At 72.0% G+C, this 8752-nt stretch carries 1 protein-coding gene (only partly in view); it reads right to left on the bottom strand.

The genetic code is table 11. From position 1 onward, the window contains the following. On the bottom strand, positions 1 to 8752 hold part of the coding region annotated (locus VFZ09_RS06155) for a non-ribosomal peptide synthetase/type I polyketide synthase (RefSeq protein ID WP_329726535.1) (this coding region is incomplete at its 3' end). The annotated region continues 3134 nt past the right edge of the window; 8752 of 11886 annotated nt are visible.

Below are 8752 nucleotides of genomic sequence, written 5' to 3'. Positions count from 1 at the left end.
CACCCTGTCTCCTGGCTCCACTGGGAAGGCCTGCCACGCCGCCCTCGTGAAATTCACCAGCGAGCGGTGCTGCACCACCACTCCCTTCGGCTTTCCCGTCGACCCCGACGTGTACAGCACGTACGCCGCTGCCTCCGCCGGTACCTCCACCTTCAGCTCAGGTGCTCCCTCCACCGGCCGCGACGCTTCCTCCACGTCCAGCCACACACGGCCCGCTGCTTCTCCCAGCTTCTCCCGCAGTGCTCCTCTGGCCACCACCACCCGTGCGCCGCTGTCCTCCAGCATGAAGCGCAGCCGCTCCACCGGGTACTCCGCATCCAGCGGGACGTACGCCCCTCCCGCCTTCAGCACGCCCAGCAGCGCCACCACCATCTCCACCGAGCGCTCCACGCACACGCCCACCCTCGTCTCCAACCCCACCCCACTCGCCCTCAACTGACGCGCCAGCTGCGCCGCCCGCGCGTCCAGCTCGCGGTACGTCACCGTGCGGCTTCCTTCCATCACCGCCAGCGCGTCCGGCGTCCTCGCCTCCTGCGCCTCGAAGAGGGAGTGCAGGGTCGCCTCGCGTGGCACCTCCTCGCGAGCGCAGTTCCACTCCACCAGCAGCCGGTTGCGCTCGGCCTCCTTCAGCAGTGGCAGCTCATCCACCACCCGGTCCGGAGCAGCCACCGCTCCTTCGAGCAGGGCCTCCATCCGCTCCAGCATCCGCTCGATGCGATCCGCATCGAACAGGTCCGCGTTGTAGAGCACGCTCAACATGAGGCCGTCGGCCATCCGCGTCATCATCACGGTCAGATCCATCTCGGTGCTCGCCGGCTCCGAGGGAATCAGCCTCACCCCGACGCCTCCGGGCAGCGTGGTGGGCTCCGGGATCTCCTCCACGTGCGCGAAGAGCACCTGGAACAGCGGCGCCCTCGTCACGTTGCGCTGCACTCCGAGCGCCTTCAGCAGCGGCTCGAAGGGCACGTGGGGATGCGTGAACGCCCCCAGCACCGACTGCTTCGCGCGCCGCAGCAGCTCGCGGAAGTCCGGCCGTCCCGACAGGTCCGCCCGCAGCACCAGCGGCTCGAAGAACAGGCCGAGCAGCCCTTCCGTCTCCACCTGGCCACGGTTCGCGAACGGCACGCCGAGCAGCAAATCCTTCTGTCCGCTGTAGCGCGACAGCAGCATCTGCAATCCGGTCAGCACCGACATGAAGAGCGTGGCGCCCTCGCCGCGCGCCACCGCCTCCAACCGCTCCACCAGCCGATTGGACAGCATCGTCGTCCTGCGGCCCGCCCGTCCCGCTCCGGCCACGCGCTTCGGCCGATCCACCGGCAGATCCAGCACGTGCGGCGCGCCCTCCAGCTGCTCACGCCACCAGGCGAGCTGCGACTCCAGCACCTCGCCGCGCAGCCACTCCCGCTGCCACACCGCGAAGTCCGCGTACTGCAACGGCAGCTCCGCCAGGGGCGACGGCCGGCCTTGCGCGAAGGCCTCGTACATCGCCACCACCTCACGCGTCAGCACCCCCATGGACCAGCCATCCGACAGGATGTGGTGCACCACCAGCAGCAGCACGTGCCGCTCCGGCTCCACCCTCAGCAGGAGCGCCCGCGTCAGCCGGCCCTTCTCCAGCTCGAACGGCTTGCGCAGCTCCTGCTCGATGCGTTCGCGCACCGCCGCCTCGAACCCGGTCCCCGGCACCCCCTCCACGTTCTCCACCACCAGCGGCAGCTCCGCCGACTCCTCGATGATCTGGATCGGCGTTCCACCCTTCTCCACGAAGCGCGTCCGCAGTGCCTCGTGGCGGCGCGCCAGCTCATGCAGGCTCCGCTCCAGGGCCGCCACGTCCACGGGGCCCGTCAGCTCCACCGCCATGGGGATGTGGTAGAAGACGCCGCCTCCGTCGAGCCGATCCAGCAGCCACAACCGCTCCTGGGCGAACGACAGCGGCAGCTCGCGATCGCGCGGCACCCGCTTCAACGGCGGTACCCGCGTGGCGCCCTCCTCGGCGGCCAGCGCCCGGCCCACCCGCTCGGCCAGACCCGCCACCGTCGGGACCTCGAACACCTCCTTGAGCGGCAGCTCCACGCGCAGCGCGTTCCGCACCCGCGCCACCAGTTGCATCGCCAGCAGCGAGTGGCCGCCGAGCTCGAAGAAGCTCTCGTTCACCCCCACCCGCGGGACGCGCAGCAGCTCGCTCCACAGGCCCGCCAGCACCTCCTCCACGGGCGTGCGCGGAGCCACGAACCGCTCCGCCACCCTGTCGAGCACCGGCGCCGGCAGCGCCGCCCGGTCCACCTTGCCGTTCGCCGTCAGCGGCAGCGCCTCCAGCACCACGATGGCCGTCGGCACCATGTAGTCCGGCAGCACGCCACTCACGAACTCGCGCAGGGCTCCGGGCTCCACCCCCTGCCCGGACTTCGCCACCGCGTACGCCACCAGCCGCTTGTCTCCCGCGGCCACCTCCTTCGCCACCACCACCGCCTCGCGCACCGCCGGGTGCCGCTCCAGCGCCGCTTCCACCTCTCCCAGCTCCACGCGGTAGCCGCGGATCTTCAGCTGGTGGTCCACTCGGCCCAGGAACTCCACCTTCCCGTCCGCCAGCAGCCTCGCCTTGTCTCCCGTGCGGTACATCCTCGCGCCCGGCTCGTCCGAGTACGGATCCGGCACGAAGCGCTCCACCGTCAGCTCCGGCCGGCCCAGGTAGCCCCGTCCCACGCTGTTGCCGCCGATGCAAAGCTCGCCCGGCACTCCCACGGGCACCGGCTGCAGGTGCTTGTCCAGCACGTACACCCGTGCATTCGGAATCGGCTTGCCGAGCGGCACCGACGCGGACATGCGGCCCTCGGGTCCACGCGCCACGCGCTGGGTGAGCACCCCCACGGTCGTCTCGGTGGGGCCGTAGTGGTTGAACACCACCAGCTCCGGCGACAGCTCATGCACGCGGTCCATCAGCGACCAGTCGGACACGTCTCCGCCCAGCACCAGGCGCTTGCGCGGCAGCACCCGCTCCGGATGCGGCGAGCTCAGCAGGGCCTGCAGGTGCGCGGGCACGATCTTCAAGCCGTCCACCGCGCCGCTCTGGAGAATCCCAGCGAGCACGGCCGGATCCGAGGCGCTCTCCTTCGAGATGAAGTGCAGCGCGCCACCCCGGCAGAGCGCCGGGAAGACGGCGGTGTTGCCCAGGTCCGCAGCCAGCGTGGACACCGAGGCGAAGCTGGCGCCCTCGGGCAGCTCCAGCCTGCGCGACACACCTTCCACGTAGTTGACGAGCTGCCGGTGCTCGATGGCCACGCCCTTGGGCCGACCCGTGGAGCCCGACGTGAAGATGACGTAGACGAGGTTCTCCGGCTGCACGCTGGAAGGCGGGTTGGCCTCGCCGCGTGCGGCCAGCCGGGCCGCGTCCGTGTCCAGGCACACCACCGTGCCACTGAACCCACCGAGGCCCTCGGCCAGCCGCGAGTCCGTGACGAGCGCACGCGCACGCGAGTCCTCGAGGATTCCGCGCTGGCGTTCGGCCGGGAACGCGGGATCCAGGGGCACGTAGGCGCCTCCGGCCTTGAGGATGCCCCACAGGCCCACCATGGCGTCCACCGAGCGCTCCAGGAACAGGCCCACTGGTACGTCCGGTCCCACGCCCAGCTCGCGCAGGTGCCAGGCGAGCTGATTCGCCCGCCGGTTCAGCTCCCGGTACGTCAGCCTCGACTCTCCAGCGGCCACCGCCAGCGCCTCGGGCGTGCGCTCCACCTGCGCCTCGAAGAGCGCATGGATGGTGGTGGCGGGCATGGCGGCGCGGGTGTCGTTCCACTCCACCAGCAGCCGGTGCGCCTCGGTGTTCTCCAACAGCGGCAGCAGGGCCAGCGGCTTGTCCGGCGACTCCACCACGGAGCGGGCCAGCCCCGTGAGGCACCGGGCCATGCCCGCCACCGTGGCCTCATCGAACAGGCTCGTGGCGTACTCGAAGACGCAGCTGAGCCCCTCGCGATCCTCCCGTACCGTCAAGCCCAGATCGAACTTGGCGCTGCCCACGGGAACGTCCATCACGTTGAACTTCAGGGACGGGAGCTGAACCTCCGTCTCCGGCGTGTTGATCAGGTTGATGCTGGCCTGGAACACGGGGGTGCGGCTCGTGTCGCGCGGCAGGTCGAGCCCATCCACGATGCGCTCGAAGGGCGCGTCCTGGTGGGCGTAGGCCTCCAGCGCCGAGTGCCGCACGCGCCCCAGCAACTGCCGGAAGGAAGGCGCGCCCGAGAGCGGCGCCCGCAGGGCCAGGGTGTTGATGAAGCAGCCGATGAGCCCCTCCAGCTCCGTCCGGCCGCGGCCCGCGAGCGGCGTGCCCACGGCGAAGTCCTCCTGGCCGCTGTAGCGGTGCAGGAGCGCCTGGTAGAGGGCCATCATCACCATGAAGGAGGTGGAGCCCTCCCGGCGGCCGAGCGCCAGCAGGGGCTCGGAGAGCTCGCGCGGCAGCGTGAAGCGGTACACGTCTCCCGCCCAGGAGCGGTTGGCGGGACGAGGCCTGTCCGTGGGCAGCTCCAGCACCGGCACTCCGGCGAGCTGCTTCTTCCAGTACGCGAGCTGCGACTCCAGGGCCTGGCCGCTCAGCCAACCGCGCTGCCACACGGCGTAGTCGGCGTACTGCACCGGCAGCTCGGGCAGCGGCGACGGACGGCCCGCCAGGAAGGACTCGTAGAGCACGCCCAGCTCGCCGTACAGCACCGTGGCGGACCATGCGTCCGAGGCCACGTGGTGGAGGGTGAGCTGCAGGAAGTGCTCCGTCTCGCCGAGGCGGATCAGCATGGCCCGCATCACCGGGCCCCGCTGGAGATCGAACGGCCTGAGGGCCTCGACGCGCGCCAGCCGGAAGGCCTCCGCCTCGCGCTCGGCCGCGGACGCCCCCGTGGCCTCCCGATGCTCCAGCACCAGCGGCATCAAGGGGGCGATCTCCTGCCGCGCCCCCTCGTCCCCGAGGACGTAGGTGGAGCGCAGCACCTCGTGCCGGCGCACCACCTCGTTCAGCGCCGCCTCCAAGGGCTCCACCTTCAGCGCCCCCACCAGACGCAGCGCGGCCGTGTTGTTGTAGGCCACGTCCGCCGGATTGAGCTGCTGCAGGAACCAGAGCCGCTCCTGCGCGAACGAGAGCGGCAGTGGCCGCTCGCGCGACACCCGCGTCACGGGCGAGTCCTTCCGCGTGTTCTGCGTGGCCGGGGTGGCCCGGGCAGGACGGCGCGACTTCGAGGCCCGGAGCGGAGCCACCCGTTCCACCTCGCCTTCGACGCGGTAGCGGGCACGCTGTCCCGTCAGGAAGAGGCGCTCGTGCGCACCGGAAACGGGGATGAAGCGGGAGCGGGTCGCCTCGGCGTCCATCCAGAAGCCGCGCGGAACGGCGGCACCACCGATCGCCAGTTCACCCACGACCCCCACGGGCACCGGTGCACCGGACGCATCGAGGATCCGCATCGCCCCGGCACCCGCGGCCGGCCAGGCCGCCTCGACCACGGACGCCTCCAGCTCCACGCGCTCCGAGGAGAACGCCTGGCCCAGCGCCGAGGCCACCTCCGGAGCGGCCGCCTCACCGCCCAGCACCAGCCGGCGCACGCCCCCCAGCGCCTCGGAGGCTCCGGGCAGCTCCGCCAACGCGCGGGCCTGCGACGGCGCGCAGCGCAGCGCGGTGACCCCCTCGCTCCGGACACGCTCCAGCAGCTCTCCGAAGCCCCCCGCCCCCTCGGCGAGCACGGGCTCGGGACGCACCGCCGCCGCCTGCACGCGCTGCCTCAGCACATCCAGCAGACGCAGGCTGGACATGGTGTCCTCCAGCCCCACGCCGAAGTCCACGAGGCAGGCGATCTCATCCACGTCGAGCGTCCGCACGTGCTCGATGACCCGCTCGCCGTCCTCCACCGAGCCGAAGATGCCGCCATCGCGCAGCGAGTGCTCGACGCCCTGGCCGAGCAGTGCATCCATGTCCTGCTCGGTGAGCCCGCGCACGTCCTCCACCTGGAGGCCCTGGCTGGCCATCAGGTTGCCGAAGATGTCCACCGAGCTTCGGAAGTACTTCTTGAGCGGCTCCCGGACGACGGAGCGGACCTCGTCGAGGTCCTTGCCCAGGAAGGTGTGGAGCATCAGCGTCACGTGGCCGCGGCCGGGTCCGTGGCCGCGCTTGCGCCAGGCCTCGCGGTAGAGCGCCACCTTCGCCTCGAGCTCCTTCAGGTTGGAGCCGAGCCCGAGCACGTTGGTGAGAATGCCCGCCCCCACGTCACCCGCCTGACGGAACGTCTCCGGGTTGCCCGCCGAGGTGAGCCACACCGGCACCTCCCGCTGCACCGGCCTGGGCCGCACCGCGAGCTCCACCTCCACGCCGGCACCATTGCGGCGCTGGACCGTCTCGCCGCGCCACAGCCGCCGGAACTCCTCCAGCCGCTCCACCAACACCTCGCGCCGCCGGGCGAACGTGGCCGGCGAGAGCGAGAAGTCATTGGCGTGCCAGCCCGTGGCGAACGACAGGCCCACGCGCCCGCCGGACAGGTTGTCCACGACGGACCACTGCTCGGCCACCTCGATGGGATCATGCAGCGGCAGCACGACGCTGCCCGCGCGCAGCTTCAGGTTGCGGGTGATCATCGCGATCGCCCCGCTCACCACCGAGGGCGCTGGGTACAGGCCGCCGAACGAGTGGAAGCGCCGCTCCGGCGTCCAGATGGCGGAGAAGCCGTGCGCATCGGCGAACTTCGCGCCCTCGATCAACATCTCGTACTTGCGCTCGCCCAACGAGTCCTCGTCATTGGCGAAGTACGAGAGGCTGAACTCGAGCTTCCTGTGCGCCCCCTGCTTCCGCCCCATGACGGCGAAGCGCGCGGCCAGCCGCTCGGGCGGGAGGACGACGCGCACCCCACGCGCGAGCGCCCACAGCAGGTCCAGTCCCGAGGGATCCGACGCCGGTCCACCCGCCGCCAGCCACACCTCCCCCTCCCCCGTGCCCATCCGCGCGTCCAGCGACGCCAGCAGCCGCGCGATGTTGCGGTGGGACAGCTGGAGCCGGCCACGTCCGCCCAGCGCCTCGGGAGCGGGCACGATGAACGCCAGCCGCTCGGCCGGTGCGTCCGGCACCGCGCCGCCCGCCTCGGACAGCGCCGCGTCCACCTTCAGCACGCGCACCCCCGCCGGAGCCGGCGGCTCACCGGAGCCGGCCACCAGCAGCAGCCGGGGGCCTTCCGCCGGGAAGAGCGAGGGCAGCTCGGCCAGCTCACCCGGAGCCACGGGCAGGCAGGCCCCGCCCGCCTCCAGCACGCCCCAGAGCGCGATCACCGCCTCGATGGACGGCTCCAGGCGGAGGGCCACGGGAACCTCCGGCCCCACGCCCTCACCGCACAGCCGGGTGGCGAGCCCCCGCGCGCACGCGGCCAGCTCGCGCCACGTCAGCCGCCGATCGCCCGAGCTGATCGCCACCGCCTCGGGGGACTTCTCCACGCGCGCCCCGAGCCGGGCCAACAGACCGGGCGAGGTGTCCCCCTGGACGGGGAGCACGAGGCTCCGCTCCGCCGGAGTCGCGAGCGGCAGGCGCGAGAGCCGCAGCTCGGGATCCGCGATGACCGCCGCCAGCAGCGTCTCGAGGTGGCCCACCATCCGGGCGATGCGCGCCTCCTCATAGAGATCGGTGGCGTACTCGACGAAGCCCGTGAAGCCGGTGGGGCTCTCCGTCAGGAGCAGCGTCAGCTCACCGAGCGTGGCGCCGAACTGGGCGGGCGTGCCCGGCACCTCCACCAGACGCATGTCCAACCCGGGGACGGGCGGCGGAGCCGTGGTGACATCCGCGTGCAGCACGAGGGCGGCGTCACAGAGCCGCGACTGCCCCGGATCCCGCCCGGAGGACACGCGGGGCAGCAGATGCTCGAAGGGCACATCCTGGTTGGCCGAGGCGCCGATCGTCACCTCGCGGGCCCGGCTCAGCAGCTCGCGGAAGGTCGGATCGCCGGAGAGGTCGGTCCTCAACGCGATGGCATGGGCGACGAAGCCGATGAGCGGCTCCAGCTCGCCCCGGGCGCGGTTGCCGATGGGCGTGCCCACCACCACGTCCTCGCGCCCCGAGTAGCGGGAGAGCAGCGCGGAGAGCGCGGCCAGCAGCGTGGCGAAGGACGTCACGCGCTCGCGCTGGTTGAAGGCGATGATCCCCGTGCCGAGCTTCCCGGTGAAGGACACGGGAAAGCGCGCGCCGCGCAGGCGCTGTTGTGCCGAGCGCGGGCGATCCGAGGCCAGCTCCAGCGATCCGGGCAGCTCGGCGAGCACCTCGCGCCAGTACGCCTCCTGCTCGGCCAGGGCGCCCGCGGACAGCGAGCGCCGCTCCCAGGCCGCGTAATCCACGTACTGCACGGCCAGCTCCGGCAGCGGCGCCGGATTTCCGTCGCGGAAGGCCTGGTAGTTCACCGCCGCCTCGCGGACGAAGGCCACCAGCGAGAGCGTGTCCGCGCCGATGTGGTGGACCGTCAGCAGCAGCAGGTGCTCCGCCGCGTCCAGCCGCAGCAGCCGGGCCCGGACGATGGGCTCACGCTCCAGGGCGAACGGCCGCTCCGCCTCCTCCAACGCGAGCCGCAGCGCCTCCGCCTCGCGGTCTCCCCCATGGCCGCGCAGATCCACCACGGGGACCTGGATGCGCAGCGAGGAAGCGAAGCCCTGCCGCACGCGCCCGTCCACCACGGAGTAGGTCGCCCGGAGCATCTCGTGCCGGCGGATGACCTCGTTGATGCTGCGCTCCAGCAGCCCCGCGTCGAGCGCG

This window comes from Archangium sp. (assembly GCF_036277355.1).
Lineage (GTDB): Bacteria > Myxococcota > Myxococcia > Myxococcales > Myxococcaceae > Archangium.
Note: the sequence above shows the minus strand (reverse complement) of the source record. Positions and strands in the feature narration are given on the sequence as shown.